This window comes from Limnoraphis robusta BA-68 BA1 (assembly GCF_034932365.1).
GTDB classification, from domain to species: domain Bacteria; phylum Cyanobacteriota; class Cyanobacteriia; order Cyanobacteriales; family Microcoleaceae; genus Capilliphycus; species Capilliphycus robustus.
This window is the reverse complement of record NZ_JAYGHR010000005.1, coordinates 128,854-154,354: the sequence shown is the minus strand read 5'-3', so window position 1 is coordinate 154,354 and position 25,501 is coordinate 128,854. Positions and strand designations below refer to the sequence as shown.

The 25,501-nt window shown below is 40.8% G+C and carries 23 protein-coding genes and 2 pseudogenes; 10 read left to right on the top strand and 15 right to left on the bottom strand.

Going from position 1 to position 25,501, the window contains the following annotated elements:
• Positions 1–72: 72 nt before the first annotated feature.
• The gene (locus VB836_RS04490; protein WP_323218193.1) at positions 73–732 is read right to left on the bottom strand and encodes a GUN4 domain-containing protein; all 660 of its coding nucleotides are present in this window, start codon (positions 730–732) and stop codon (positions 73–75) included.
• Between the two features lie 29 nt (positions 733–761).
• Here VB836_RS04490 and VB836_RS04485 point away from each other — a divergent pair, with 29 nt between their 5' ends.
• Positions 762–914, top strand: coding sequence for a PIN domain nuclease (locus VB836_RS04485; RefSeq protein ID WP_323218192.1), 153 nt, complete (start codon positions 762–764; stop codon positions 912–914).
• Between the two features lie 107 nt (positions 915–1,021).
• Here VB836_RS04485 and VB836_RS04480 read toward each other — a convergent pair whose 3' ends face one another.
• The 3 genes from VB836_RS04480 to VB836_RS04470 all read right to left on the bottom strand — a co-directional run bounded on the left by VB836_RS04480 (position 1,022) and on the right by VB836_RS04470 (position 2,627).
• A complete protein-coding gene (locus tag VB836_RS04480) occupies positions 1,022–1,849 on the bottom strand; it encodes a YqaE/Pmp3 family membrane protein (RefSeq protein ID WP_323218191.1) in 828 nt (275 codons plus the stop codon).
• Between the two features lie 181 nt (positions 1,850–2,030).
• Positions 2,031–2,348 (bottom strand): hypothetical protein, encoded by a 318-nt coding sequence (locus tag VB836_RS04475; protein WP_323218190.1) that lies wholly within the window; start codon positions 2,346–2,348, stop codon positions 2,031–2,033.
• 72 nt (positions 2,349–2,420) lie between these two features.
• Complete coding sequence (locus tag VB836_RS04470; RefSeq protein WP_323218189.1) at positions 2,421–2,627, bottom strand: hypothetical protein; 207 nt, start codon at positions 2,625–2,627, stop codon at positions 2,421–2,423.
• A 278-nt stretch (positions 2,628–2,905) separates the two neighbouring features.
• On the opposite strand from VB836_RS04470, the gene VB836_RS04465 reads away from it, so the two are divergent.
• Positions 2,906–4,282 carry an ATP-binding protein gene (locus tag VB836_RS04465; RefSeq protein ID WP_323218188.1) on the top strand — a complete coding sequence of 459 codons (1,377 nt, stop codon included), beginning with the start codon at positions 2,906–2,908 and terminating at the stop codon, positions 4,280–4,282.
• A gap of 53 nt (positions 4,283–4,335) precedes the next feature.
• Here VB836_RS04465 and VB836_RS04460 read toward each other — a convergent pair.
• Positions 4,336–4,539, bottom strand: a pseudogene (locus VB836_RS04460) (hypothetical protein); the annotation flags it as partial.
• Positions 4,540–4,585: 46 nt separating this feature from the next.
• A pseudogene (locus VB836_RS04455) lies at positions 4,586–5,920 on the bottom strand (IS701 family transposase).
• Between the two features lie 561 nt (positions 5,921–6,481).
• Between VB836_RS04455 and VB836_RS04450 the strand changes: the two are divergent.
• The 3 genes from VB836_RS04450 (at position 6,482) to VB836_RS04440 (ending at position 8,247) form a co-directional block, all read left to right on the top strand.
• Positions 6,482–7,084 (top strand): Coq4 family protein, encoded by a 603-nt coding sequence (locus VB836_RS04450; RefSeq protein ID WP_323218187.1) that lies wholly within the window; start codon positions 6,482–6,484, stop codon positions 7,082–7,084.
• 109 nt (positions 7,085–7,193) lie between these two features.
• Entirely contained in the window at positions 7,194–7,523 is a 330-nt protein-coding gene (locus tag VB836_RS04445) for a heavy metal-binding domain-containing protein (RefSeq protein WP_323218186.1), read from the top strand.
• Positions 7,524–7,731: 208 nt separating this feature from the next.
• On the top strand, positions 7,732–8,247 hold the full coding sequence (locus VB836_RS04440; RefSeq protein WP_323218185.1) for a hypothetical protein: 516 nt from the start codon (positions 7,732–7,734) through the stop codon (positions 8,245–8,247).
• On the opposite strand, the gene VB836_RS04435 is transcribed toward VB836_RS04440, so the two are convergent.
• Positions 8,239–8,364 carry a hypothetical protein gene (locus VB836_RS04435; RefSeq protein ID WP_323218184.1) on the bottom strand — a complete coding sequence of 42 codons (126 nt, stop codon included), beginning with the start codon at positions 8,362–8,364 and terminating at the stop codon, positions 8,239–8,241. The genes VB836_RS04440 and VB836_RS04435 overlap by 9 nt on opposite strands.
• A gap of 322 nt (positions 8,365–8,686) precedes the next feature.
• Here VB836_RS04435 and VB836_RS04430 point away from each other — a divergent pair, with 322 nt between their 5' ends.
• Positions 8,687–9,808 (top strand): RNA-guided endonuclease InsQ/TnpB family protein, encoded by a 1,122-nt coding sequence (locus tag VB836_RS04430; protein WP_323218183.1) that lies wholly within the window; start codon positions 8,687–8,689, stop codon positions 9,806–9,808.
• An 18-nt stretch (positions 9,809–9,826) separates the two neighbouring features.
• On the opposite strand, the gene VB836_RS04425 is transcribed toward VB836_RS04430, so the two are convergent.
• Entirely contained in the window at positions 9,827–10,213 is a 387-nt protein-coding gene (locus VB836_RS04425; RefSeq protein WP_323218182.1) for a type IV pilin-like G/H family protein, read from the bottom strand.
• Between the two features lie 214 nt (positions 10,214–10,427).
• Between VB836_RS04425 and VB836_RS04420 the strand changes: the two genes are divergently transcribed.
• Both VB836_RS04420 and rpoD read left to right on the top strand, forming a co-directional pair.
• The gene (locus VB836_RS04420) at positions 10,428–11,312 is read left to right on the top strand and encodes an ABC transporter permease (protein WP_323218181.1); all 885 of its coding nucleotides are present in this window, start codon (positions 10,428–10,430) and stop codon (positions 11,310–11,312) included.
• Between the two features lie 872 nt (positions 11,313–12,184).
• Positions 12,185–13,360, top strand: a complete 1,176-nt coding sequence (gene rpoD / locus VB836_RS04415) for an RNA polymerase sigma factor RpoD (protein WP_046277959.1) — start codon at positions 12,185–12,187, stop codon at positions 13,358–13,360.
• 186 nt (positions 13,361–13,546) lie between these two features.
• Here the strand turns inward: rpoD and VB836_RS04410 are convergent, their stop codons facing one another.
• The 4 genes from VB836_RS04410 to VB836_RS04395 form a co-directional block, all read right to left on the bottom strand.
• On the bottom strand, positions 13,547–13,720 hold the full coding sequence (locus VB836_RS04410; RefSeq protein WP_046277958.1) for a chlorophyll A-B-binding protein: 174 nt from the start codon (positions 13,718–13,720) through the stop codon (positions 13,547–13,549).
• Positions 13,721–13,920: 200 nt separating this feature from the next.
• Positions 13,921–15,858: a cation:proton antiporter gene (locus VB836_RS04405; protein WP_323218179.1), complete on the bottom strand. Its 1,938-nt coding sequence runs from the start codon at positions 15,856–15,858 to the stop codon at positions 13,921–13,923.
• 499 nt (positions 15,859–16,357) lie between these two features.
• Complete coding sequence (locus VB836_RS04400; RefSeq protein WP_323218178.1) at positions 16,358–17,629, bottom strand: GH25 family lysozyme; 1,272 nt, start codon at positions 17,627–17,629, stop codon at positions 16,358–16,360.
• A gap of 144 nt (positions 17,630–17,773) precedes the next feature.
• Positions 17,774–18,442, bottom strand: a complete 669-nt coding sequence (locus tag VB836_RS04395) for a class I SAM-dependent methyltransferase (RefSeq protein WP_323218177.1) — start codon at positions 18,440–18,442, stop codon at positions 17,774–17,776.
• Positions 18,443–18,823: 381 nt separating this feature from the next.
• Here VB836_RS04395 and trxB point away from each other — a divergent pair, with 381 nt between their 5' ends.
• Positions 18,824–20,188, top strand: coding sequence for a thioredoxin-disulfide reductase (gene trxB, locus VB836_RS04390; protein WP_046276998.1), 1,365 nt, complete (start codon positions 18,824–18,826; stop codon positions 20,186–20,188).
• A gap of 86 nt (positions 20,189–20,274) precedes the next feature.
• Here trxB and VB836_RS04385 read toward each other — a convergent pair whose 3' ends face one another.
• The 3 genes from VB836_RS04385 to VB836_RS04375 all read right to left on the bottom strand — a co-directional run bounded on the left by VB836_RS04385 (position 20,275) and on the right by VB836_RS04375 (position 24,825).
• Positions 20,275–21,498 carry a WecB/TagA/CpsF family glycosyltransferase gene (locus VB836_RS04385; protein WP_323218176.1) on the bottom strand — a complete coding sequence of 408 codons (1,224 nt, stop codon included), beginning with the start codon at positions 21,496–21,498 and terminating at the stop codon, positions 20,275–20,277.
• A gap of 494 nt (positions 21,499–21,992) precedes the next feature.
• Positions 21,993–23,120, bottom strand: a complete 1,128-nt coding sequence (locus VB836_RS04380) for a HetZ-related protein 2 (protein ID WP_323218174.1) — start codon at positions 23,118–23,120, stop codon at positions 21,993–21,995.
• A gap of 262 nt (positions 23,121–23,382) precedes the next feature.
• Complete coding sequence (locus VB836_RS04375; protein ID WP_323218173.1) at positions 23,383–24,825, bottom strand: RNA-guided endonuclease InsQ/TnpB family protein; 1,443 nt, start codon at positions 24,823–24,825, stop codon at positions 23,383–23,385.
• Positions 24,826–24,883: 58 nt separating this feature from the next.
• Here VB836_RS04375 and tnpA point away from each other — a divergent pair, with 58 nt between their 5' ends.
• Positions 24,884–25,351, top strand: a complete 468-nt coding sequence (gene tnpA / locus VB836_RS04370; RefSeq protein WP_323218172.1) for an IS200/IS605 family transposase — start codon at positions 24,884–24,886, stop codon at positions 25,349–25,351.
• The last annotated feature ends 150 nt before the right edge of the window (positions 25,352–25,501 follow it).

Genomic DNA, 25,501 nt, shown 5'->3' with positions numbered 1-25,501 from the left:
GCAGAAATTGCTATATAGAATTCATTTGATTAAGTTGGGCGACTTGTTCGCGGGGCTTAGGTATCTTTTTTTCTACTCAAGACATTTACGAAGTCGATCAAATAAGACTGTCATAGCACAGTAACAACTGTTACTATGAGGATGATATAGGACTGGTAAATGCCCTTTTGGTGCTGAAAAATCATAAATATATTTTATGTCTGATTTCCACCCTAATTTGTTATTGAATTTACGCCAACTTTCAAACAAAGCAACTTGGCGAAGTTGTTCGTCGGTCTTTTCAAGTTTTTCTCGATTAGCAAAATCTTTTTCCTTAAGGTACATACTCAAGAAAATATCAGACCAAATGTCATCTTGAACGCTAATACCAAAATATCCTTTACTATATTTTACCCAGAGTCTATCTATAGTGCATATATCTGTACAAGGAATACTTTTTGGTCTCTCAGGGTCAACACTAACCCTTCCAATATCTATAAAGAAAAACTCCTTGAAAATAGATTCAGTTTCTTTATTAGCGGATTTAAAATCCTTAACTGCGAGAAAATTTCTTAGGTTTCGATAATCTATTCCTACTGCTGAACTTAGATCGTCATTTAGTTGACTTTCATCAATAGTCGGGTATTTATTTTCACTAATACTAGGAAGACTAGGAGTTTCATTTTCCTTTTTATTGACTAAGACAAAGTAAGCAATAGTAGCAATCACAATCACGATCAGAATTAATGTCATTATTACGCATCCTTATCGATAAATGTTTTATGTATAAAAAAGAGCTTAAGAAGCGATCGCCCGATGCTATTCAAATGGCTACAGCTATTTGTGAGGGTGCTTCATTTTTTTTGACAAATGATGCGCGGTTGCCTTCTTTACCGGAGTTAACGGTTTTAGTGTTGGAGAATTTGAGAATTTGAGGGAGTATTTTTAGAAGGGAAAAGAAAGGCGATCGCACTTCAGAAAATTAAGCGCGATCGCATTTTTGGGGAAGATAAAGGCGATCGCATTTCCCTACTGCTTAACTTTAATCGTGCTTGACAATCACCCAAATAGCATGAATAATGAGGAGAATACACGCACCAACAGTAGCGATCGGATTAGAAGCTACGTTCAATGAACGCAAAAATAACAAGAGCGCCAGGTTTGCCCAAAAATGAAAGCCAAACCCAACCTTTAAAAATACGCCCAGTGGGGGAAACAAAATCGCAGCAACTATGGCAACACACCCCTTACCATCCTCTGGATTTTCATCAAGTTTTTTTTGGAATAATAACGGATAGTAATTTTTCAAATAGCTAAAGTTTTCACTGTCAATATTTGGAAATTTTGCTAATACAATATCTTCATTTATTTCCAGACTAGCATCTAAAAAATTACACTTTACCAAGTCTATTGTATACTTTTTTATATCACTCTGTAGTTCAAAGTACATCCTTCTTATCGCTTCTAGCAGTGCTTTGTATTCTAACCAGTTTTTAGCTTTTTTTGGCTCTACTAATCTATATTTATTAATGATTTGATTGAGTTTTTGAAAACAAATTAAAGATTCTAATACTCTCTTTTCATCACAACAAAAATAAGCTAAATGGAGTATTTTGAAAACAGAAGCCGTGTAAATTACTAAATCTCCACTGTACATTTCACAAGAGACACCACAATATAAGTTAACTGCTATTCTTGGGAGTGATTCTATTAGTTTTAAATAATCTTTACAATTATATATAGCTGCTAGATAATTTTCCTTGTTCAAGTTATCTAATGCTTCGTATCGCAAGTCACTAGCTTGGATTGCCATTTGCTTATAACGAGCTTCTGCTATTTTATAGTCATTTTCAAATTCATTATCAGACATAGTATTTTCTCCTTTGTTTAACTCTTATCAAATAATATAAAAATCAATAAACTATGTATTTAAGTCGCTTTTTGACGGTTTTTACTTAGATTCGAGAGAGCGATCGCCTAACCTTTAACCTTTCCTATAAATGTTGGCGATCGCAAATTTTCTCAATCAATCCTTCCATTGTTAAATGGAACTATAAGACAAGGTTTGCACGACCGCGAATTCTAGGCTTAATATGTGACCACCACCCAGGATTGTCATTTGTTTTTACAACAACTTGCTTGACATCACTAGGTAATTCGTCAAAAACCTTCTGAACAAGTGCTGTACCACGACCTTGATTTTCATTGTCTGGGCTTACGGTTAAAGTTAGGATATGAACTGTATCTTCTGATATTCTTTTTGCGCTAATTGAGTCTCCCCAAGAATCTTCATCAAAGCGGATCATTATCCAATTTTCAATCCTATCAAGATTATCATCAGCAGCTTTCGTATCAATGTAAGGTGCCATGCTAATTCCTGTTTTTTCTACTAACTTTTTTCAAATTTAAACCTAGACAGATGCTGTTGATTTAAGACACACTTATGAGTTTTTCAAAGCGTCTAATTGTGCATACAAACCTTGTAAAGTGCTTTTCTGGCTTGATGTTAAATCAGCATTAGCAAGATAAGCAGCTATTTGAGCGATCAGAGCATCCCTAGTGCTGGTTGACGAGGAAGAACCTTTTGCTAGTTCGTAGTTAATCTGCTCTTTCAAGCTAGTTATTTTATGATCCATATTCTCCGACATGACATTTTGCTCCTCTTTCTACTGAATCTGTCAAAATATAAGTATTTGTCGTTAGGGCTGGTGGGAATTACCCTCAGACACCCGCAAATGCCAGAAATATCGACAAGCCCGGATGTAGCCCGATCGCTCTCAGTGCAACCAACCTCAACACCAAAAATCATACAACGCCCCCATTTCCCCATCGCCTCCTTCATTGCGTTAGAAAATGTTATGTTTTGTTATCTAAAATGTTATAAAAAATAAGTTATAATGACAAAAAATTACCCCAAACGCGATCTATGGAGCTTAAGGAAGTCTTAAGATTTGCTGATGAAAAAGTTTTTTCCAAAACAGGGAAGCATTTAGATGACCTGCAAGAAGCTATTTTAAAAGAAGCGATCCAAGGTCGAAAATATGCAACAAAAGTAGCGCAGGATCGTGATTGTAGTGAAGGTTATGTTAGGGTTGCTGCTTCTGAATTATGGAAGATATTATCAGATGTCTTCGGCGAAGAAGTTAGTAAAGTTAATGTTAGAGCAATACTAGAAAGAGCAAAGTTTTATAATTATTCGCAAACTATCGGAAACGATAATGTAACAGTTAATCACGTCAATGTTTGTCAAGAAAGGGCGAGAAGTCCAACAGAAACGCAAAACCCCGAACAAACTCCCAAACAACTCCACATAGACTTAGGCGACGCACCCGAAATATTCAGCTTTTACGATCGCACTCCCCAACTCTCCACCCTCGAAAACTGGATAACACAAGATCGTACACGCTTAATTGCACTTCTAGGAATCAGTGGTATTGGCAAAACCACCCTTGCCCTTTGCCTAATTGACCCAATCAAAACCCAATTTGATTACATTATCTATCGGAGTCTGCGCTTTTCCCCAACCTTAGAACAATATCTTTCCCAAATCCTAAAAATTTTCTCCGAATCATCAGAAATACCCCAAAATATCGAAACCAAAATTTCCCAAACTCTCGATTATCTGCGAAAATACCGATGTCTAATTATTCTCGATGACGTGCAGGCACTTTTTAGCAGCGGTCAACTTGCTGGAGAATATAAATCAGGCTATGAAGATTATCAGTTATTTTTTAAACAAATCACCGAAGTTAATCATAATAGTTGTTTCCTGTTAATTAGTTCGGAAAAACCTAGGGAAATTGCCGAATTAGAAAAATCAAATTCCCCTATTCATTCTTTAGTTTTAGGGGGTTTAGGTCTAGGCGCGAAAGAGATTTTAAGCTCATATCAATTATTAGAAGCAGAAACCTGGGAAACTCTAATTAATATCTATCAAGGCAACCCTCTCTGGTTAAATATAACCGCCGCCCTGATTCGAGAATTATTTAGCGGTAAAGTCACTGATTTTTTGCAATATGATATGCCCCTTTTAGATAAATCATTACAATTGCGTTTAGAGCAACTTTTGGGAAGATTAACAGAGGAAGAAATTACGGTAATTACTCAGCTTTCCCAAGAAACAGAGGCACTCACTCTAGCAGAAATATTAAACAAAACACAATTATCCCATTCCGACTTAATTAATGCAATAAAGTCCCTGTGTATGCGATTTTTATTGGAGACACAAGAACGAGAAAAAATAACTTTTTTTACTTTAAATTCGGTGATGATGCAATATGTAAAAACTAGGCAAAAGCACTAATTAAAACATGAGTATAGGACTTACGCATTGACAAAAAACATCATTCATGTAGTCTAGACAATGATATTCTTGCCAATGTTAGCAAAAATATGCTCACGGATAACAGAAGTAAACAGATTTCTCTGTACTTCATACCAATTGCTAATTATGTTTTCAGAGCGCATAAACTCCAATTTCACGAAAGCTTGAAGTGAACAAAATATATGTGTTTTGATTGCATGGGTATCTCTAACCATGAATCGACAAATTCCACATATCCCTCTTCTGTCAGTCTCCGAAATCAACAAGTAATAAAAAGTAGAGTTACCCATTGGGAAAGTAAGATTGAGATTGATTAATATTCTGAATTAATTTATGAAAACCCAGCAATAAATAACGGTCAGGAAAAACATCTAGCCACGCAGCAATTAACCATAATATAATCGTAGGTTGAATAATTAAACGTAAATTATTTAAAATATTTTTCCATCCCTCTTTCTGATTCCATCGTTGGTGAGTCGATCAATCAATAGTAGTTTTTTGGCTCTCAGATTCTCTTTGACTGCATTGATTTAAAGAGCGGAAAACTTCCGAGTTTAAACTAATCATTAAATACACACAGAAAATAATTTCCCACCACTTTTCTATGTTTTGAAAATCCGTTAATCGATAATCAGTCCAACCTAGTTCTTGTTTGCATTGTCGAAATCCATATTCTACCCATGTTCTTAACCCATATAGATTACCTAATGTCTTTTTAATCTGGCTCCTCTTTTCTGTTAAGTTTGTCATCACAAAGGAAGTTAATGTCTCTGGTATTGTTTCTGGATCTGTGGTGATTTCCCAATAGGTTCTCGTACTCTTTTTACCAAATATGATTTCTCTAATATATCTTGTGTCTGATTTTTGATTGCTAAAAACCCTCTCAAATTTACACCACTTATTGGCTCTAACTTTCTCATGGTCAAGCATCCAGACTCCATGATTACTTCTTATTGCCAACACCCAAGGTAATTCAAATTCATCTAATTTACTGATAAATAAACTGCTTTCACCATAGAGGCTATCCGCTAAAACTAATTCAATCTGAAATCCAAAATCAACTAACTCTGTTATGATTTCCGATGCAATTTCAATCTTGGTTTTATAGATGTTTCCTTCTTTCAGTGTTCTTTGGGGTTTAAACACTCTAAAAACCAAAGGAAAAGTTATATTTTTATAAACACCATAAGCATTAACTGATACTATTCCCCGATCTACTTTGCCCACACTCCCCAAGTATTGTCTGGCAACATAGTCGGTTTTCTTACCCTTTTTCCGGTCTCCTGTCTCATCAATTATTACTATAATCTTCTGGCTTTTCAATGCTTTCAGAGTTTGCGCTAATCTTCTTTCTTTTAGTTCCTTCACTGACCAAGGCGAATTAGCTAAAAAGTGATGAAGTGACTGCGGGGAACTAATTCCTACTATTTTAGCAATTTCGGGTAAAGATTTTCTCGGAATTGGTGAGATGATTCCTAGATGTAAGTATTTAAAACATTCGTAACTTCTAACTTCAGGGAATAAATCTTTATAACCTTGGCAATATTCATCAATCACTGAAACTGTTGCTTGTGCATCTCTAGCCAAATGTTTGATAATCTGTAATTCTACATCCATTACCTTATCCCCCTTCTAGCTACCCGTGTGGTTTATTTTCTAATTTTACTTATAGGAGACTGACAGAAGAGGGATATCATTGTGACAAGAGCGATCGCTGAATTGATTGTACTGATTAATTGACGCGATCGCTCTTGTGTCTCTTTTAATATGATATATAGCGCTACGCAAATTGGTTAGGACATTTCTAAATTCTGAAACCCTTTCATAGTCTGCTGTTCCCTGTTCCCTGTTCCCTGTTCCCTAGCGCGTAGCGCTATAACATTCTTTTTTCAATAAAATTCTGTAACTTCCAGCTTAACTTTCCTATGTTCCCTGGTCAAACCTCTATACAAACATCATAGTTAATCATAGAAGGTTAATTTAGATGCAAAACGATGGAATTTATCTCATTCTCAATTTTATTAAGCCTGATTGTGATCTCTGACGAAATTTTCAACGGTCAATACAAACTCTCTAAACGGCTTTTAAACTGGTTAGATCAAACAGTTAATCAAACTGAACAGCGAAATAAGTAGAGAAAGATTGGACTTGAATTGTCTAAACCCGGAGGAAACTGAAATGGAGATTAATATCAAACAGTTCTTTCAAGCTATTAAAATCGCCAAAACGACTGACTATTTAGGAGATGTTGCCATTCTAAAAGCAGAAGCTTTTGGCGTTAAACTCAATCCGAAACATGAATCAAAAATGCAGTCGGTTATCGGTTATCACCCGCCTATCGATTTAGAAAAATTAAGTCAGCTTCCACCCCAAACTTTGGGTTATCAATATGCTGAACACATGAAACGGAATCATCTTAAACCCTTTGAAATCAGCCCAGAAGTGAGTAAAATTGCCGAAAAAAATGTTTTTTCTCTGCGATATTCAATCACTCACGATATTTTTCATGTGTTGTTAGGGTTTGATACCAGTTACGCTGGAGAAATCGGAGTTTTAGCCTTTGCGGCTGAACAAAACTATAGCCTGACTTTAAAGGTTTCATTGGCGATGGCTATCATCCTTTATCCTTTATTCGCTCCTCAACAAATTCCAGAGATTTTTACCAATCTTCGGGTTGGTCGATTGTTAGGAAAAAAAGCAAAATTTTTGCTCAGTTATCGGTTTGAGGAAAATTGGGAAAAGCCCTTAACAGAAATTAAAAAGGAGCTAGGCTTAGTTTAAGTTGAGGAGTAAAGTTAACTTTTTTGACCTCTAATGCTGATCGATTGACAATCTCATTTCCTAATTATACAATCAGGAGAGAACATTTGATGGGTGTTAAAAATTAGAGATGATTTTAACAACAACAGGCACACTTGAAAACAAACAGATTATTCAATATTGTGGGATTGTCAGTGGAGAAGCGATTTTAGGTGCAAATGTTTTTAGAGACTTTTTTGCCAGTATTCGGGATGTTGTTGGGGGAAGGTCAGCCGCCTATGAAAAATCCTTGCGCGAAGCTAAAGAAACCGCTATAAAAGAAATGGAACAAGCAGCCCTTACCCTGGGTGCGAATGCAATTATTGGGATAGATTTAGATTATGAAACCATTAACTCCAGTGGCGGTGGAAGTATGCTGATGGTAGCAGCAAGTGGGACAGCAGTCAAATACCGCGATTAAGCTTTATAGATATTGGGCCATATAAAAAAAGTTGATAGATGTAATCTCCGGTAGTCCAAAATTATAATCGATTCGATCAGAGGAAAAAATCTGTCCAGTCGAAATACTTTTTGTCAAAAATCGCGATTTTTTCTGCAAAGTTTGATACAATTCTTTCGTTGGTTGTGATAGATGCCAACAAAACCATTGTATATCGTCAAAAAAGACTATGAATAGACTTCGCAACATTCTTGCTGGTGCAGGTATTGCTACCGTTGGTGCAATTGGAACAAAAATGGCAGTTGATTACTTCAAAAACCGCAACAAAGAAGAAGCCCCAGACGAAAGTCAAGGAGATGTTAACGAAGCAGAAACTCCACCTGGCCAAGTGAGTTATGCTGTTGTCCAAGATGATTCTGTACAATCATTTTTAGATACTAGCTTTGGTGATCCCGGACGTTATGTACCCACTCGTTCACCCAAAGTATTTGACTACCAAGGTGGACAATACATGGTCATTTGGGCGCGGGACAATAAGCAAGATAAAAACCAAATGATGGCTTTTGAATATACTGATGCTGGCCGGAAAATGATTGCCAGCGTTGGATATACAGGTGATAAAACCGACTATAATATGTCCGGTTTAGATAATACTCCTTTTGCGGTAGAAGTCAATGGCGAAAAAATAGCATCCGGCCAAGGTGAGACAGGGGGAGCAGACGAAGTTGATTTTGTTTTAGCGTGAGCGTGCCGGACTAGAACCGGGAGGACATTTTAACCCTTCACCGGGAATGGGTGTGCTTGAAAGTGGGGGAGGTTGGGTAGAAGGTTCATCTGTTTGACAAACATTTGCGAAAGCCATCACTCCCCCTTCTGTTTGTCCGACTGTTACGGTGGCGAAGCGTAGAGCAAGCGCATTTTAATCGGGGGATTGCTCTGCGAGCGCAGCCCAATTTATTTGGCAGTGAAAAAGATTAGCAATGATATTTTGAAGAAGAATACATCCGTCAGAATACATCCGTCAGAATCAATCAGTGGGGGATTGGGACCCGCCACTGATTGTAGACCGCTAAATCTTCTATTTATCGGGGGTCTTAAATCCAGTTATTCATCTGCCACTCGCACAGAATTCAATTCGGAATTCTGGCTCCTGACTCCTGAATTCTGTTTGATAATCATAAACCATGAAGACGCTCAAGTTTAAGTTCTATCAACACAAGCGAAATAGATATCTCAAGCTCACTATAAACGCCGCAGGAGTTATCTATAATCACTGCGTTGCCCTGCATAAACGGTACTACCGGATGTGGGGCAGATACCTAAACTGTGCCAAGCTTCAAAAACATATTGCCAAATTAAGAAAGCGAAACAAGTTCTGGCAATTGGTAGGTTCTCAAGCGGTGCAAGATATTTGTCAACGCATTGAGAAAGCCTACCAATTGTTCTTTAAACACAACAAGAAAGGAGTCCGACCACCTAATTTCAAGAAAGTGAAAAAGTACAAATCATTCACTTTGAAACAAGCAGGATATAAATTCCTCGGTGGTAACAGAATCAAGGTTGGGAGTAAAGTCTATCAATTCTGGAATTCCCAACCGATTGAAGGCGTGAAAACGGTAACGATCAAGAGAACACCTCTTGGTGAGATGTTTTTAGTGGTTGTTGTTGATAATAACAACAAACCAGAAGTTAAATCAGAGACGGGTAAAATCGCGGGATTTGATTTCGGGCTAAAGGTGTTTTTAACCTGTTCAGAAGGGTTTTCAATACAGTCTCCGCAGTTCCTAAAACAAGCTCTTAACGATGTTAAGAAAGCTTCTCGAAGCTTATCCAAAAAGCGAAAAGGTTCTAACAACTGGGAGAAAGCGAGGAAATGTTTGGTTAGACAGCACGAGAAGGTTGTTAACCGTCGCCGGGACTGGTTCTGGAAACTTGCTCATCGTCTCACCGAACAGTTTGATGTTCTCTGTTTTGAGACTTTAAACCTCAAGGGAATGCAGAGGCTTTGGGGTAGAAAAATAGGAGATCTAGCCTTTGGTGAATTTATTGAAATACTAGAATGGGTTGCCACTAAGAAAGGTATATTAATTGTATTTATCGATCAATGGTATCCATCAAGTAAGACTTGTTTCCACTGTGGTCATGTCCTAGAAAAGTTGGAATTAAATGTTAGAGAATGGCGTTGTCCGTCCTGTTCAAATGTTAATGGACGTGACGAAAACGCCTCTCTAAATATTAAAAGAGTCGGGGCATCGACTCTTAGGTTAGACGGTGTAAGACAGGGTTTCCCTGCAACTGTTGTTTGACCCTAAAATCCCCCGTTTTCAAACGGGGGAGTGTGTCAACACGCCCGTATAACTGGGCAGTCCCTCTGCTTTAGCGGCGGCCGTCATCACAACCGTTTGAGCCAAGTCTCCGACTGTCGTGACATTATAGCGATATTCTCTGGTTTCAAGATTAACATCAACCGAAAGATTTTCAATGGAACTAGCAAAATGACCGTTGGCATTATAATAAGCCTGTTGTCCGGCTGTCATTGTGTTCATCACAAAAGAAGCTTGATTGCTACTTTCAAAGGGAGAAATTTCTTCAAGTTCTGGAATGGAAAAAGTGAGTTGACATCCGGTTAATAGCAAGGGAGAAAAAATTAAGAATCTCCAGAAAGCTTGAGTTGAGACAGCAGAGACAGAGAAAGGTTGAGGTCTGTTCATTTAACCTGAAAAACCAGAGCTTTTGTATTGAGCAGAATCAAACTACAGCCTGATCAACAGTTATTCCTGAAATGTTCTGAACTCTATACTTTTGTTAAAGCCGGATGGAAAATGATCGCTCCTACGGGATGATTAGATTATTCAATGCTCACTTCTTCGTCCTTCGATTCGGGTTTATGAGACAATTAACCCGAACTCATCTGTACAATTGTCAATGACGGCTGCTAAATCTCGCTTCTTAGAAGTTCTAAGTCTCTGGAAACAACCCAATCTCTCAACTCGGATGATGTTGGTGGGTTTGGGGATAACACTGGTTTTTATTCTGATAACGGTATTGTCTCCAGTCTTTTTGGCTTGGGGATGGATTCAAAGTCCAACAGAGTTTCTCTCGAACCCCATTCACCAAGCCCCAGGGTTAGAACATTGGTTTGGCACCAATCGTCAGGGCTATGATGTTTTTTCCCGAACCCTTTTTGGTGTCCAGGCGGCTTGGAAGGTGTTGCTATTAGCCACCGGGTTAAGTTTGATCATTGGGGTACCGTTGGGACTCGTCAGTGGTTATTTGGGGGGAAAACTAGACCGAGGGTTGCTGTTTGTCATGGATGCAGTCTATACCTTACCCGGACTGTTGCTGTCGATTACCCTAGCGTTTGTAGTTGGGCGAGGAATTTTGAATGCAGCGATCGCCTTGAGTATCGCTTATGTTCCCCAATATTATCGGGTGGTTCGTAATCATACCACAAGTGTTAAAACAGAATTATTTATTGAAGCCGCGCAAGCCCTGGGGGCGGATACCTGGACAGTGTTATCCCGTTATCTGTTTATGAATGTGATTCAGAGTGTGCCTGTTTTGTTTACCCTGAATGCGGCTGATGCCATTTTAACGTTAGGAAGTTTGGGATTTTTGGGATTAGGATTACCGGAAGAGACTCCAGAATGGGGACATGATTTACGTTTAGCGCTGGAAGCTTTACCGACGGGGATTTGGTGGACTGCTTTTTTTCCGGGATTAGCCTTAACGTTTATGGTGGTGGGATTATCGCTGTTGGGAGAAGGGTTAAATGATTGGGTAAACCCTCGCCTGAGAAATCAACGCTAGTAGGTCTCAATGGGGTGTGACTCTCTTCACAAGAACTTAATGATTAATCCAATCAATGTAAAGATATGTATATTAACTGTGATCTTTATCTTAAATATTCAGCAGTTGAAGTTTAAAACAATAGAACAAGTTGATCAAGATTTCACAAAAAGATGGCGTCAAAAGCTTAACTTGATTTAACATTAGAGTAGGCACCAATTTTTCAGATTTGAGTTAACGTACAAAAAAGGAACTAAGTTCAGACAGTTTCTCTTGTAAGTTGTGAACATCCGGTTTGCTTTTGCAAGCTAATGGGCTGGAGCAACTCAGTCAGTTGTCTCAATTGGGTTAAGATGATGTTAGAGACTAAAAAGTCTACAGGCGAAGATCATTAAACTTCCCCAAATCGTTATATCCACTAACCTGCTGATTGAGGCAACAGGTTTTTCCAGCAAGGGTCAACTTCTGAAAAGCTGTCTTCTAATGACTAGAGATCAAAGCTAGTTGGTGTTGAGGAATTCCTTCCCAAACCCCTGTAATTCTGCGGTTAGCAGAAAAATGTCGAGGGTTTGTAGCAGCCAGACCCCAATTGCAAAATCTGAGGAATTTCAACTTTTAATCCCAGTACCCACCTAGAAGTTGTAGCGAGGCCGTGCATTTTGTATGAGAGAGGCTACAATCAGAAAGGTCTAACTGCAATGGTGAAAACACCAATCGGTGTTGTTTAAATCCAATGTCGATAATTTGAGTGAAGTCGAGTTTACTCAAGAAGTCGGCTAAACCCCAATCAAACTGTGATTGCGGTTAGAATTGGCTAAACTGTCTAGAAATAGACAAACTACTAATTGTTTATAGTGATTGATTCTTGCATTGAGGAGCATGAGGAACGCGGCATGATCCAGACGAACACCGGACTCGCAACCCCCATTCAGCCGGAGATGGAACCGATCGAATTGCTTCAAAGTTCAACCCGAGCCCGACCGGAACATGAATTAGACTTTCTGCTTGAAGATGATGATAGTCAAGACGAAGATTATCTAGAATCTCAGTCTGATGAAGAAGACGAAAGCAAGTCAGAAGGAGTTGCTAAGTCACGGCGTCGGACTCAGGCGAAGAAAAAACACTACACTGAGGATTCGATTAGACTCTATCTCCAAGAAATAGGTCGAATTCGATTATTACGAGCTGATGAAGAAATTGAATTAGCGCGTAAAATCGCCGACTTACTTGAGTTAGAGCGAATACGGGAAAAGCTAATCGAACATCACCATCGAGAACCCGAAGACCGGGAATGGGCAAGTGCCGTTGACATGGCCTTACCTGAATTCCGTCGCCGTCTTTTCCACGGAAGACGGGCGAAAGATAAGATGGTGCAGTCTAACCTCCGTTTAGTGGTTTCGATCGCTAAAAAGTATATGAATCGAGGCTTATCATTCCAAGACTTAATTCAAGAAGGAAGTCTGGGATTGATTCGGGCGGCTGAAAAGTTTGATCACGAAAAAGGTTACAAATTCAGTACCTACGCGACTTGGTGGATTCGTCAAGCCATCACCCGAGCGATCGCTGATCAATCTCGGACAATAAGGCTTCCGGTTCACCTGTATGAAACCATTTCTCGGATCAAAAAGACGACTAAATTACTCTCCCAAGAAATGGGTCGTAAACCCACAGAGGAAGAAATTGCCACTCGGATGGAAATGACCATTGAGAAGTTGCGGTTTATTGCGAAATCAGCCCAACTCCCCATCTCTTTGGAAACACCGATTGGTAAAGAAGAAGATTCTCGCTTGGGTGATTTTATTGAGTCTGATGGAGAAACCCCCGAAGATCAGGTGTCCAAAAACCTGCTGCGGGAAGACCTCGAAAGTGTTTTAGATACTCTGAGTCCCCGTGAACGTGACGTTTTACGGTTACGCTATGGCTTAGATGATGGTCGGATGAAGACGCTTGAAGAAATTGGTCAAATCTTCAATGTCACTCGTGAACGGATTCGTCAAATCGAAGCAAAAGCTCTGCGGAAGTTGCGCCATCCCAACCGCAACAGCATCTTAAAAGAGTACATTCGTTAAGGCGGTCTTTGGCGTGAATGGGCAAAGTCAGGACGTTGTTTCAGCTTTGCCCTTACTTTTTTTTGCTAATAAAAAGCTTGAGAGTCATCGAAAACTCCCAAGTCATGTTATAATCTTCCTACATTTTAATAAAGAGCTAGTGTAATGGAGACTGCCATTGTGTACAAATCTTCCATTACATTAGGCTTACATCAAACCCCAGAAGTGTAATACACCTTGTCCAGAAGCGAGTTCGATGATCACGGCCGAGATAAAGCCGATCATGGCAAGACGACCATTCCAGGTTTCAGATCCGGCTGTAAAGCCCCAGTTCCACTCGTTGTGATTTTGCTCTTGGGGTAAGCGATTTTGGTTTTCCATGTGGCAATCTCCTTTCAGGAAACTTGTTGTTCTCTGTGAATAAATGTAACTAAACTGTAAAGAAAGTGCAAGCTCAACAAGGCCTTTTTTGTCAGATTTAAGTCCTAAGACACAGATTGAAGGTACTAATCTGTCAAACCTCTCTGTCTAGGGAACTAGCGGGGGAAAATCGCCTGTTCTATTTTATGAGAACATCAGTGTTAATCGACAGGGACTTCTTCTAAAGCTTCGCTTTCTTTTTCTTTCAGTGCAGGAGTAGGGATAGGAACTTCTTCAACAACGGGATGTGTTTCTAAGGTTAAAGTTGATTGTTGTGAACCGGATAGGCGTCTGAGAAGCTTGGGCTTAGGATCATGGAGTAAATAAATAATCCGATCATCAATTTGCCATGTTTCCGAAGCCGGTAAAACTTGTAAATTTCCTTGTCGTTCTACTAACAGAGGAAGCAATTCATTAGAACGAATTAAGGCTTGTAAATGCGATCGTTGAAACTCTAATCCGGGTTGTTTGAGAGTCGTTTCTCCCAACTTCACCTCTTGACTTTCCATGAACTTATTCCACTTTTTTAAGGAGAAATCGGGGATAAAAGCTTGTTGTACTTTTTCTTTATTAGCTGAGGCTTTTGATTGCGGATCACGAGGAAAGAGTGCCAAAACACGAGGCGGTTTAAATTCTTCTGCGGCGCGTTCCGATAAGACCAGATTAACTTCTCCGTTACTGGTCATTGCTAAAAAAGTACCAATAGATTCGAGACCAGCCTCTTCTAACACATTGGGATCTAAGGCACTACTTTGATAAACTCGCAAACCTTCTTGTTTAGCCTGTTCACAAGCTTCAGAATTAGTATCGATAATCACCACAGATTCGCCCCGCTCCTGAAATAAGCGTCCAATTAAGCGACTAATCGGGTTAGAACCAACAATAACAGCTCCGGTTGCAGAACTAGAGGTAATCCTTAATAACTTTGCCATCGAACGAGCTGTTAACCCTTGAATCACAACCGTCATAATAATCGTTAAAAAGACTAAAGCTTTAATAGAGTCTCCGCCGTTCATTCCCCGTTGGGTTAATAAAATGGCAAACAGAGAGGAAACAGAAGCCGAGACAATTCCTCTAGGGCCAACCCAAGAGACAAATGCTTTTTGTCGCCAGTTGAGATTGCTATTGAGAGTACAAAGCCAAACATTAATCGGGCGAACGATCCACATTAAAGCCAAAACGGTCAGAACACTTCCCCAACCCAAAGCGACAATACTTTCTAACGATAGATCAGCCGCCAGTAAAATAAATAATACGGAGACAGACAGCATAGTTAACTGACCTTTAAATCGCCGCAGTTGTCGCATTTCGGGTACACCGACCGTTCTCACCATCATCCCCGACACAACCGCCGTCATCAGTCCAGATTCGCTGTAAACGACTTCCGCTAAATCGTATAAACCCCAAAGGGCGGCTAAAACAATCAGGTTTTTCAGTTCTTCAGAGAGAGATTGGCTTTTTTTTAAACTCCAACCCAGCAACCCACCTCCAGCCACCCCAAGCGCCGCCCCAATTCCCAGGCGAATCATCAGTTCTTGAAAAAGTTCTAGGGGGTTGGCGTTCCCGCTTAAGACAACGTTGAGGACTAAAACGGCGAGAATGGCACCGACTGGATCGATTAAAACCCCTTCTCCTTCGAGTAAGGCGGCGACTCGACGATCAACAGAAACCTGTTTGAGTAACGGCCCGACTACGGTAGGCCCGGTGACAACCACCAATGAAGCGTAAAGAAAGGCGATCGGCCAAGGAAATTCACCTAACCAGTGGGCAGCCATTCCGCCGCCTGTGAGGGTGATTAGGGTGCCAAAGGTGACTAAATTACGGATGCTTCCAGAAACTTGTCCTAGATCCCTAAGTTCTAGGCTTAAACCGCCCTCAAACAGAATCAGAGCAACCGAGAGTGATACGATCACCTCTAATCCTTCACCCAGTAGGTTGGGATGGACTAACCCTAAACCATCATTACCGACGATAATCCCAAATAGCAATAGGAAGACGATCGCAGGTACTTTGAGGTAGTCTGCTAAAACTTGAGCGCTTATTCCACTAATGATTGTGATCACCATCAGCAGAGTAATGTCAAAGGAAGTTGTTTCCATAAGCGTAATGGGGTTCGGCTACTCACGACGGTTGAAATGCCCTGTATTCTGCGCTTCGGATCGGTCTGAAGTTGTTCTAGAGTTCGCAGATCGCATCTGATCACCTTGTGACTTGATGTTTAATAGAGTTAAAACCCTATTGACGGTTATCATAACCCATTATTCGCCCTAGACTGACTGGCTCTGGTTGGCAACTTCTGTAAACACCTGCTATTTGAAGTTGATCGAATATCTTGAAAAAAGTCTAGTTTGCAGTTGGAATCAGTTTTTCATCAGATGAAATGCACCCGGTTGAAGCGGTGTTTTTTGGGTGCAAGTGTTTTTTTGGGTGCAAGCCTTGCACCCCTACTATAGCGCTACGCGCAAGTCAGAAGTCAGAAGTCAGAAGTCAGAAGTCAGAAGTAGACGAAAGCAGGCTTTCAGTTTTTACTAATGTCCTAACCATAATGCGTAGTGCTATAGGTGACAAAGCTTGAACAGATTTCGCTACCATTACAGCCTAATCATTTTTGGATTTAGAATTGGGTTTTCGCCAACGTTGAGCAAATTCAGAGAGTGTCTCTGAAGGAATTTGAGTTTGTAGCCATTCGAGGGCTTCTTTCTGGGTGGGAGATCCTTGATAATATTGACACACGTCAACTAAGCGAATATCGGGCTGACTGACTGGAACTTGAGGTTGATTCCATTTTTGTTCAAATTCCTCCCAAGTTGCTATCGGAATTTGTCTTTGTAACCACCGCAGAGATACGTCTTGAGTGGATAATTCCCGATAATATTTACAAACATCAATCAGATCAACTGAACGACTCGGAAGTTGAGATTGATTCCGCCAACGTCGAGTAAATTCCAGTAGCATTGTCTTTAGAATCTGCTGTTGCAACCATTTTAACGCTTCGTTTTGACGGGGTTCTCCTTTATAGGCTTTGCAGATCGCGATTAAATCCTGCTTCGGTTGCGGTGTCGGTTCAGGTGTCGGTTCAGGTGTCGGAAGCACTGAAGATTCAAATTTACCGAGTAACGCAGTCCAGGTTTTTAAATCAGCAATTCCATCTTCGCTTAATCCCATAGATTTCTGAAACTTTGATACTGCTGTTTTGGTACCATTTCCAAAAATCCCGTCAATTGACCCTGGATCAAATCCACGATTTTTTAATCGGCTTTGCAAATCTTCTACTTTTGATCCAGTCGCCCCTGTTGTGGAAACTTCAAATAGGTTAACATCGACTCCACCATTGACACCTGTGACTTCGCCTTTATCTGTAAATTGCCAAAATAGCCAGGTTTTCCAACCGCCTGGAATTAACGGTTGTTCGGCTGTGGTATAATGAGCAATCCACAACGGATACTCGGAAAAACGTTTAGTATTTAAACTTTGCCAAAATCCCGGATAGGTGTAAATAATGGGACGAAATCCGCTTTCTCGTTCGATGATCTCTATCCACTCTTGAGCGCGATCGCACAGCGTTTGCGAGTCTAAACCATCAGTGGTTTCGATATCTAAAACGGGGGGTAAATCTCCGGCTTCTGGCTTGACAGTCGCCAGGAAGTTATAAGCTTGTCCTTGGGGACTCGCACTGGGTCGAAAGAAGTGGTATGCTCCTCGTAACAGGCCGTTGGCTTTGCTTTGTTTCCAGTAGGTGTTAAACAGTTCAGCGACAAAGCTTTCACCTTCTGTTGCTTTAATGAATGCAAAGGTAATCCCCGCATCGACAACGGCTTTCCAGTCTACGTTGGGTTGATAGTCAGAAACGTCAATACCGCGAATGCTCATCGGTTTAGCTGTTAAAATTTGGTTATGAAAATTAATCGGATGTTACCCTGATCCTACTCTGAGTTAGACTCCGCTCCAGGATGATGTCGAAGGAAACAGCAACTAGCGAACCCGTAGGCGCTTCGCCGTGCCGTCAGGCTAGGGTCACTGTAAACTGTAAAGACTTGCTCGTTCGACTGTCCAATGGCGATCGCTGGATTGATAGATTTTTACTCCTTCTAAACCGACTTCTGTTATCATTTGATTGATTTCTTCTAAGGTAAAAGCGGCGTTGAGTGAGTCTCGAAACAGTTGTTTTTGATGAGCGTTACAATCTCCGGCATATTGTTCGACTAATTCATCTCTTGTCGCTTCGTCAACGGGTCGCAATAAATCCCGCAAAAAAATTCCACCTTGGGGTTTTAGGACTCGTTTTAATTCTTGTAAAAAGGGAATGGGATTGCTTAAATGATGAATAATACTATTGGAAATCACTAAATCAAACTGAGCGTCTGAATAGGGTAATTTTTTGGCATCTACTCGTTCTAATTGGATTTGAGTTTGTACCTTCGCAAGATCTACATTTTGCTGACCAATTTTTAACATATTTTCCGACAAATCGATCGCGATAATCTCCCAGTCAGGGCGGTGTTGAGCGATTAAAATGGGAATGCGAGCGGTTCCGGTTCCAGCATCGAGAACTTGGGCTTTTTGTGGCCCTAATGTCAAACTCTGTTCCGCAAAGGCGGTATTAACTGCGGTGAAGTCCATTGAATCATACTCAACAGCTTCCTCCCAAGTATCCATGACTTCCGGTTCTAAAACTCTTTGCATTGTGTCGGTTGGTGGTTTCCGGTAAAAGTTTACAACAAAAACTGATATTCTTTTGACGGGATTAGCAATTTTTTCGAGTGTAGTGGCTTTTGAGATTGAGACTGTCGCTGATTCTATTAATACTATCAGATTGTTTCATGGCGGTCAATATTTTTTCGAGGAATAAAGTTTTGCTCTCGTTACTTTTTGATTCGGTTCGTTTACTTCTGAGTGCCAAAACAATTTTAAAGCGACTGAAGCGATGGGATATATTAATTGTAGACTAATCGTTAGAACTGTCTTTCGCTTAGGCAGAGGCTCAACGTCTTAGCGTTTGAAATCTTACCAAAGACTCGCTATAATAGTCTTAAACGAAGTCGTTATGAGTTTAAATAAGGGGCAATGACGAATCCAGCAGTCGAAAACGTTGTGATTATTGGTTCGGGGCCTGCGGGTTATACAGCCGCCATCTATGCCGGACGAGCCAACCTCAAGCCTGTGCTGTTTGAAGGTTATCAAATGGGTGGAATTCCCGGCGGCCAACTCATGACCACCACCGAAGTTGAGAACTTTCCGGGCTTTCCAGAAGGGATCACCGGGCCACAACTCATGGATAGAATGAAGGCTCAAGCGGAACGTTGGGGAGCCGAGTTGTACACCGAAGACGTGATCGAAGTTGATCTGAGTCAACGTCCGTTTACCGTGCGTTCAGACGAACGAGAAGTCAAAACCCATACGATTATATTGGCAACAGGAGCCACCGCCAAACGGTTAAATTTACCCAGTGAACAGAAATTCTGGAGTCACGGAATATCGGCTTGTGCGATTTGTGATGGAGCGAGTCCGATTTTCAAAGGGGTTGAACTCGCAGTGATTGGGGGCGGCGACACGGCAGCAGAAGAAGCGGTTTATTTGACGAAATACGGCTCTCACGTTCATTTGTTGGTGCGTCGAGATGAACTCCGAGCCAGTAAAGCTATGCAGCAACGGGTATTAGAACATCCGAAAATCACCGTTCACTGGAATACAGAAGCCGTCGATGTGTTCGGGAATGGCAAAATGGAAGGAGTTCGGGTAGTTAATAGACAAACAGGTGAACAAACCGAACTCCCGGCGGGTGGGTTATTCTATGCGATCGGCCACACTCCTAATACTCAAATTGTCAAAGGACAAATTGAACTCGACGAGACGGGTTATATTGTCACCCAACATGGCAGTGTAGAAACCTCTGTAGAAGGGGTTTATGCGGTGGGAGATGTTCAAGATCATGAGTTCCGTCAAGCAATTACTGCCGCCGGAAGTGGTTGTATGGGGGCAATGTTAGCAGAACGGTGGTTATCTGCAAATGGCTTAGTGCAGGAATTTAAGCAAGCCGAAACCCCAGAACCCGCCAAAGAAAAAACCCCTTCAGAAAGTGTAGCCGATACTGAGGAAAGCTTTGACCCCCAAGCCACTCGTCATCTGGGGGGTTATGCGCTGCGGAAGTTGTACCACCAGAGCGATCGCCTGATTATGGTGAAATATGTTTCTCCCAACTGCGGGCCTTGTCACCGTCTGAAGCCGATATTAGATAAGGTGGTTGATGAGTTTGAGGGTAAGATGCACTTTGTTGAGATTGATATTGAGCAAGATCCTGAAATTGCTCAAAATGCGGGAGTGAATGGAACGCCGACGATTCAGTTATTTAAGCACAAAGAACTGGTCAAAAACCTACAAGGTGTTCAACCCAAGAGTTTGTATCGGGAGCTAATTCAAAGTAACTTATAACCGTTCAAAATCAAAGTGAAAAGAGGGTTAGAGGATAACCCAACTTAATCAGGTTTCTCTAACTCTCTCTAGATTTTGAGCTACTTTTAGCCACCGTGAATAGGGGATTTTTGGGGAGTCTCGGGTTCGGCTGTGAGGTGATAATGATAATCCTCTTGTGGGAGGTATCGAGGCTCCATATATTCAAGTAAGAGATTAATCGTGGCTGGTTTTATCCATCCGGCTTGAACGGCTATTTCTCCAAATCGTAAACGATTATTCTGCTGTTCTCTAAGGATGATGTCAATTTGATCATCATTGAGGAGAGCGGCAGATTTTAAGTAATAACCGATGGGTTTTTTTTGCTTTTCTATTGCTAAACGAGGAATTTCTTCAGCAAAAAAGTCTACGGTTTCCGGTTTCAACCACCCTTGTTGAGCTTGAATTTCTCCAAAGCGCCGTTTCGGGTCTTCTGCCTGAGCCTGTAAGATAGTAGAAACTTGTTCGTTAGAAAGTAGGCCTGCTTCTAATAACATTTCGCCGACGGGTCGATACAGGGGAAGTCGGGAATAGAGTTGATCCTGTTGAGATTCTGTCAGCAATTGTTTGACGGCTAACCAAACGAAAGGAGGGATAGTCTGAGTATAACGCTCCCAAAGCCGAGTCGGTTCTTGTACCAAACGGTAGAACCATTCTAAGCCGGCTTCTCGAACCCAGATGGGTGCGCGAGTCAGCAGTCCGGCATAGATCAGAAAAACGGCTCCCACTCCAATCATTACGGCTTTAATTTTTCCCCGATGTTGAGCCATGAACCGCTCTTGTTTAGGACATCCGAGAGACACAAAGACAATTCCAGCACCACTATCATTAATCTCTTGAATAACAGCTTCATCTTCAGCCGGGTTGAGGGGTCTAAAGGGTAAAGAACGTAACCCAGCGACTTGCAACTTAGGAAAGTCTTGAATCAGTCTATTTTCAATATTCTGTAAAATTTGAGTTTCCGATCCCAAGAAAAAAACGCTAACATAGTATGAAGGGGCTGACTGACATAATCTTAATAAAATATCCATTCCCGCCACCCTATCTTGAGGAACGCCCATTTTCTTTAACATCCACACTAAGGGCATTCCATCGGGTGTGACGAGATCGGCGTTGTGTAGAATTTGAGCAAATTTAGGCTGCCAATAGGCTTCCATGACCATGTGAACGTTCGCCACGCACACCATACGACTCTCATGGCGACTTGCCCAGTGGAGAATCGTTTCCATCTGGTCTTCAAACCGCAGTGCTGTAATCGCCGAACTCAATACTCTTTTACTAGGTAAATACATATGCTATAGGATGACCATTAATTCAAATTTGAACTTATTAAGAATTTAGAAGTAGACGAAAAACCCTTACTTGTACTTATCAAAGAATCTTGTTATGGTTCAGTATACTTAGATTTTATATGCTCTTTAAGTAGATCAGCAGCAATCAGTCAAATCATTTTGGGGTTTCGCAATATTTATTTCCAATTCTTTACAGAGGCTAACATTGATCGACTCATCGATTTGCTTTTTTCCTCCAGATTTCTTGGATAATAGATGTGGCTTGACTTTGAGTATTTATATCAACAAAACTCTACCGTTCTACAGTCTCAACTCAAGTTCTACGCTTAGAGTAGGATATTTGATCGGATCTGTCAACTCCTCAAGTTTGATCTTTCTTCCCCAGGCTTTTAACTCTAGGCTCAATTGCTTTAATAGAAACACTTTGAAGAACTGAATTTTTCAACTTCATCTCCTGTTCAAAAGACATTCATTGTTATCATTGACCGCAGCATTTATCGATTGCGAATCGCTTGAGCATTCAAGTAAAGCTTTGTCCATTCACTGAGAACTTGAGTCGTTTTTAAGTTGAGACGTTTGCCGATCGCTTCAATGGTTTGACCTGCTATCAAATCTTCTATCAGTTGACGTTGTATCGGAGTCAGACTATGCCAATACTCTTCCCATTGACTGGGGGTTAAGCCTAGACGGTTTTCTGACAAAGACGTTCCTAACCAACCGTTAACTAACTCAGGTGCGTGTTTTAAGGCAAAATTCCGAACAGCATGATAGCTGACTTTCTCTCGTAAACGATAGACTTGCTTAATTGGCAGATTCAACGCCTGGGCGATCGCTTCTTGAGACTCTCCTTTCAAATACAATTGTAACCATTGAGCGGCAATCGGATCTACTTTTTCTCTGAGGTAGGTTTCAAACTCGGCTTGTACCGTTAAACGTTGAATTTGCTGTTCTTCGAGTTGTTGGCTATCTTCGTATTGAGCAACAGCTTGTTCATCAAGCAAACTAATTCTTTCTTCGGTTTCATCAGAAATCATCTCCTCTGAGACTTGTCGCACCCACTCACCTGTCGGAACTTGGGTTAATCCCCCCCGTTGAGAACGACGCAAATAGTTAACAAAGCGATAAACTAATAGAGGTTGATTGCGAATCGGTCGCAGACAGTATTCTTCCAAACTCGCGAGTAACAGAGCATTTCGCAAGCGAGAATCCGTTGTACATTCCGCGATCCATTGAAGTTGCTGCTGTAGGTAGCGATCGCTATTCAGCATTTCTTGGATCACTTCTTGTAAGACATCGACCACATTTCGCTGACGATCTCGACTGGTCGCCACCCAAGCCTGAATTTTCTGACGTAAAATGACTAAACTCCCCAATCGCTTCATCAAGTTGCGATAGGCTTGTTCAGGGGAAACGTCTAGATAGCGTTGTTGCAAGACACGATAGCGAAAGTTTACCCCTTGTTCAAAGGCTGATTGTTCAGTGGGTGTAAAGCTTTCCAACGCCGCCAAATTTGACCCTAGCAACCACTGTATAATACTTTCGCTTGTGCTGCTACTGTGGTTTGGGTAGTCGTTCTGGAGTTGGGAACGCCACCGATTTGCAAGCGTTGTTGCCAAAGTCATTGGATCAGTCGATAGTGTCACCGTTGATTCAAGGATACAAGTGATAAATCGATATTAACACTGGTCTGCAAGAAGCTTACTTTTCCCGGTTGTGAATCTGAGTCTGTCAATCAATTTGTTAATTTTATAGATTGACAAATACTTGTTTTTGTGCATTTTAGATGAAAAATAGCAATATTCTCAAGATTGAACCTCTAAGACCGAATTTTAAATTACGGTCTTAGATTCTGACAGTAGTTACCCACTGTTCCATTCCAACAAATCAAACAACGATAACTGTACCGATTTGACTTGTGCGCGGATTCCCAGACTCACCACCCAACAGTAGTGATTTATTCCCCTTGCGAGAGCCTGTTGATTCAGACTTGGGCGTGACTTTCTGGCTGACCACCAGTAGCTTGGTTGAACCAAGTTTTAAAAGTTTAATTCCACGATTTCCGATTACAATTGCCGCATCAATATCTGCATCTTCGTGATGACCGCATGATTCACACACAAACTTTTCACCATCACGATTTTTGGGGCTGACATAACCGCATTGAGAACATTCTTGAGAAGTCTTTCTGGGGTTAATCTCAGTTATCCAGTTGCCTAAGGATCTCGCTTGATACTTGGTTTTGAGTTGAAGAGAATACCAGGAAGCGTCTGATATCCCTTGATTCAGTTGAGATTTAGCTGATTGATTGTTTCGGAGATATCGTTGTTTTTCCTCATTCCACTTAGGTTTGCATCTAGCTTTCATTCCCTTAACATTTAAGTCCTCAAACACAATCAAATCAGCAGACTCAGCAATCTGTTTGGCTACTTTCCACTGATAATCCTGTCTTTGTCTACGGCTCCTCTGGTGAACTCTAGCTACTCGGTTAGCAGCCTTTTTTCTATTATTAGAGCCTTTTTTCTTACGGTTTAAACGTCTCTGCCTAATTCTCAATCTTCGTTCGGACTGCTTATCAAAACGAGGGTTAGCGATTAGTTCACCGTTACTTAGAGATGCCAGTTTCTTGATTCCAACATCAACACCAATACAGGTCTTGATTTCTTGTTCAGTCTTTACCGGAAAATCAGGTACAGTCTCATCTCTTAAAAGAATTGAGGCGTACCAACCGTCAACCTCTTTTTTGAGAGTGACAGTTCTTACTTCCCAAGTTTCGGGAATTTCACGGGACAGAAAAAACTTCATTTGTCCTAAAACAGGAAAGGTGATTCTGTTACCCGTTATTCTGACTGTTTTTGGTTTAAATTCTATCCCGACATCATAGTGACGTTTGAACTGGGGAAAACCTCTACCGTGTTTAAAAAAGCCTATAAAAGCCTTGTCTAAATGCCTCAAAGACTGTTGGAGAACATCAGAACTGACAGTAGAATACCAGGGCTTTGTCTGTCTCCACTCAGTAGCCAGAGAAGAGTACATTTCGTAAGCTGTCCGTCTAGGATTGAACTTTTTGTTTGAACGTCTACAACTCTGATTTTCAGTTTTCCAGGGATTTCCTAACGATGCTGACTTATTAACTGAACAAGTTAATGGACAAGCTGAGGCTTGGGTTTTTAAATCACAGTAATTACCCAGTATTTTTGTCTGGTAGTAACTATCAATTCGATCTCTCAGACACAGATTATATAGAGAGCCGATTTTGTGCTGCCAATCTAACAGCATTGCTTTTTGCTCTCTATGCGGCTGTATCTTGAACCGATAAGCTGTCTGCATTGACCTGTAACAAAGAAGCCTGCTAGGATAGGACTGTTTGAGATGATAGCATACAGTCATGCCAATACGCAAGTTAAGCGGAGGAACAGTTTATGACCTCTCGATTCATTTAGTTTTAGTCACCAAGTACCGGAAAAAAGTCATCAACAGTGAAATTCTCAGAAGACTTGAGGAAATCAGCCGAGACTTATGCCAGAAGTGGGATTGTGAACTCAGAGAATTTAACGGAGAGCCTGACCACATCCATCTGCTTATTGATATCAACCCCAAAGTAAAGATCAGTTCGTTTGCTAACAACCTAAAAACTATTACCAGTCGAGCAATTAGAAAAGAATTCTCACAACATTGTGACTGTTACTTTTACAAGAAAGTGTTCTGGAAGATTGGTTATTTTGTATCTTCTACTGGTGGCGCAAATCTTGAAACTGTGAAGAAGTATATCTGCGAAACCCAAAACACCCCGTCCTCTAATTCCTCTACGACCGAATCAAAGATTACGGTCGCAGTACCCTTAGAGGCGGAGTGATGGTTAGCAGGGGAGTGACCTATTGAATGAATCTTCTGCTCAATTGTGTATCAAAAATATTCCAGATCGGGTCGGTTTGACGATAATTAAACATAAGTGGATTGTATCGATTTCAGTTTTCAACGGCATCTGATTGATTAGCACTTTCCT

Excerpts from the sequence above, each read along its gene's own strand:
- VB836_RS04425 (WP_323218182.1), bottom strand. The coding sequence starts at position 10,213 with ATGAACAGACCTCAACCTTTCTCTGTCTCTGCTGTCTCAACTCAAGCT.
- VB836_RS04450 (WP_323218187.1), top strand. The coding sequence starts at position 6,482 with ATGGAGATTAATATCAAACAGTTCTTTCAAGCTATTAAAATCGCCAAA.
- VB836_RS04385 (WP_323218176.1), bottom strand. The coding sequence starts at position 21,498 with ATGTATTTACCTAGTAAAAGAGTATTGAGTTCGGCGATTACAGCACTG.
- VB836_RS04375 (WP_323218173.1), bottom strand. The coding sequence starts at position 24,825 with ATGCAGACAGCTTATCGGTTCAAGATACAGCCGCATAGAGAGCAAAAA.
- VB836_RS04430 (WP_323218183.1), top strand. The coding sequence starts at position 8,687 with ATGAAGACGCTCAAGTTTAAGTTCTATCAACACAAGCGAAATAGATAT.
- tnpA (WP_323218172.1), top strand. The coding sequence starts at position 24,884 with ATGCCAATACGCAAGTTAAGCGGAGGAACAGTTTATGACCTCTCGATT.
- VB836_RS04395 (WP_323218177.1), bottom strand. The coding sequence starts at position 18,442 with ATGCAAAGAGTTTTAGAACCGGAAGTCATGGATACTTGGGAGGAAGCT.
- rpoD (WP_046277959.1), top strand. The coding sequence starts at position 12,185 with ATGATCCAGACGAACACCGGACTCGCAACCCCCATTCAGCCGGAGATG.
- VB836_RS04445 (WP_323218186.1), top strand. The coding sequence starts at position 7,194 with ATGATTTTAACAACAACAGGCACACTTGAAAACAAACAGATTATTCAA.
- VB836_RS04435 (WP_323218184.1), bottom strand. The coding sequence starts at position 8,364 with ATGGCTTTCGCAAATGTTTGTCAAACAGATGAACCTTCTACCCAACCT.
- VB836_RS04480 (WP_323218191.1), bottom strand. The coding sequence starts at position 1,849 with ATGTCTGATAATGAATTTGAAAATGACTATAAAATAGCAGAAGCTCGT.
- VB836_RS04410 (WP_046277958.1), bottom strand. The coding sequence starts at position 13,720 with ATGGAAAACCAAAATCGCTTACCCCAAGAGCAAAATCACAACGAGTGG.
- VB836_RS04420 (WP_323218181.1), top strand. The coding sequence starts at position 10,428 with ATGACGGCTGCTAAATCTCGCTTCTTAGAAGTTCTAAGTCTCTGGAAA.
- VB836_RS04440 (WP_323218185.1), top strand. The coding sequence starts at position 7,732 with ATGAATAGACTTCGCAACATTCTTGCTGGTGCAGGTATTGCTACCGTT.
- VB836_RS04380 (WP_323218174.1), bottom strand. The coding sequence starts at position 23,120 with ATGACTTTGGCAACAACGCTTGCAAATCGGTGGCGTTCCCAACTCCAG.
- VB836_RS04405 (WP_323218179.1), bottom strand. The coding sequence starts at position 15,858 with ATGGAAACAACTTCCTTTGACATTACTCTGCTGATGGTGATCACAATC.
- trxB (WP_046276998.1), top strand. The coding sequence starts at position 18,824 with ATGACGAATCCAGCAGTCGAAAACGTTGTGATTATTGGTTCGGGGCCT.
- VB836_RS04485 (WP_323218192.1), top strand. The coding sequence starts at position 762 with ATGTATAAAAAAGAGCTTAAGAAGCGATCGCCCGATGCTATTCAAATG.
- VB836_RS04475 (WP_323218190.1), bottom strand. The coding sequence starts at position 2,348 with ATGGCACCTTACATTGATACGAAAGCTGCTGATGATAATCTTGATAGG.
- VB836_RS04400 (WP_323218178.1), bottom strand. The coding sequence starts at position 17,629 with ATGAGCATTCGCGGTATTGACGTTTCTGACTATCAACCCAACGTAGAC.
- VB836_RS04465 (WP_323218188.1), top strand. The coding sequence starts at position 2,906 with ATGGAGCTTAAGGAAGTCTTAAGATTTGCTGATGAAAAAGTTTTTTCC.
- VB836_RS04490 (WP_323218193.1), bottom strand. The coding sequence starts at position 732 with ATGACATTAATTCTGATCGTGATTGTGATTGCTACTATTGCTTACTTT.
- VB836_RS04470 (WP_323218189.1), bottom strand. The coding sequence starts at position 2,627 with ATGTCGGAGAATATGGATCATAAAATAACTAGCTTGAAAGAGCAGATT.